The organism is Vibrio sp. 970 (genome assembly GCF_033339075.1).
Window position 1 is genome coordinate 1 of record NZ_JAWOTW010000803.1, and the last position, 520, is coordinate 520.

The following is a 520-nucleotide window of genomic DNA, read 5'->3' on the forward strand; positions in this document are numbered from 1 at the left end:
TTTCATATTGACCTCTTGTGTTTACACTGCTGATAAACATCGAAGATTAGTCTCAGAGTCGAGACCAAATGTCATTGCTTGGTAATGACGGGGTCAATGTAAAAAAGGGAAATTCATAATGTGATATGGATTCCTAAAAAGCTATTTTTAAATCTATTGCTCAAGTGTAGCAGCGAAGCAGTAACTCCATTAACTTCGGCTCTACTTAGCTAAACAACGTGGTTGCTTTGCAACCACTTTCCCCATTTATACAAGCGCTTTTTTATAAAACTAAGTTCTTATTCGTAGTGAAATGAAGTTGATAATAATCAAAATAGATAGGTGATGAGGGGCGTAACGTAAGGTCGAATATTGCTAGAAGGAATTAGTATGATGGCATACAAATTTTTTATTCGAGAGCTACTAGGATTAGCGATCGTGGTTTCAGTTGTTTTTGGTGTACTTGGTGTGATGCTCGATCTTTTCGCGCTTACGGCGTTGTGGGAACATCAAGATGCAATTGCTCAGATCTTTTTTCATG

1 pseudogene is annotated in these 520 nt (G+C 37.5%); it reads left to right on the forward strand.

The window, feature by feature from the left end:
• Positions 1-372 precede the first annotated feature (372 nt).
• Positions 373-520 (forward strand): annotated as a pseudogene (locus R7Q11_RS29290) (D-fructose-6-phosphate amidotransferase); the annotation flags it as partial.